The sequence below is a fragment of the Spiroplasma sp. DGKH1 genome, from assembly GCF_040940205.1.
Taxonomy (GTDB): domain Bacteria; phylum Bacillota_I; class Bacilli_A; order Mycoplasmatales; family Mycoplasmataceae; genus Spiroplasma.
The window spans coordinates 1-801 of the sequence record NZ_JASTWG010000013.1; the positions used below are offsets into that span (position 1 = coordinate 1).

The 801-nt window shown below is 58.6% G+C and carries 1 protein-coding gene; it reads right to left on the reverse strand.

The window, feature by feature from the left end:
* Positions 1-232, reverse strand: a 232-nt coding sequence (locus QPK10_RS06695) for a hypothetical protein (RefSeq protein WP_368487227.1), incomplete at its 3' end; no start/stop codon positions are given.
* Between the last annotated feature and the right edge of the window lie 569 nt (positions 233-801).

The following is an 801-nucleotide window of genomic DNA, read 5'->3' on the forward strand; positions in this document are numbered from 1 at the left end:
AGCCGCGCGCCCCCATGTAGGGCGCGTCCAGCACAATGTGGAGGTGGGGGCCACCCACTCCCGGCTCCAATTGCATGAAATGCATGGGCGGCGGACAGCCGTAAAACAGGCCAGCGAGTTGTTCTTCCCACAAATTCCAGATCAACATGCCCGCTTGCACATACTGATAGACCTGGCCCGTCAATTGCGGCCAGTCCAGTCCGTCCGTACACACATGCACATCATTCATCATCACACGGCCCATCCGAGACAGACAGATGCCGTCGGCCTTCAGCCTAATCACCCCCCGCCACATCTCACCAGTAGCCACCACCACACCAGCCATGGTACTCACCACTCGACGGTCAGGTCGCAAGTGAGGAGAACCAGGAAGTGGAGCTACTCTTATAGGACAGGCAACCAATCAGGAGCCGCCCCACCCATGGGTGTGCCCAATCAGACCATGGGTGGAGTGTCCGGGGGGTGGAGTTGGAGAGGGGCCCAAAAGCTACTATGTCACCTGATCGCGGATGGCGCCGTTCCAAGGGCGGGACTTACAAGCGCGGGAAATTCGAAAAGCGCGCCGGCGGGAAATTTGAAAAAAGCGCGGGAATTTCAAAAAAGCGCGGGAAAGTCCGTTAAAGATGGCGCCACCGGAAGCGGAAATACGTCACTGTGACGTCAAGGGGTCACGGCCACGTCACTTCCGGAATTAGGGTTGGCAGGCCGCCAAGGAGTGAGGGTTAACATGTCAGTCAAGGAAGGGGCCGCATGCGGCCCCTTTCATGGCTAACTGTTAACCCTCACTCCTTGGCGGCCTGC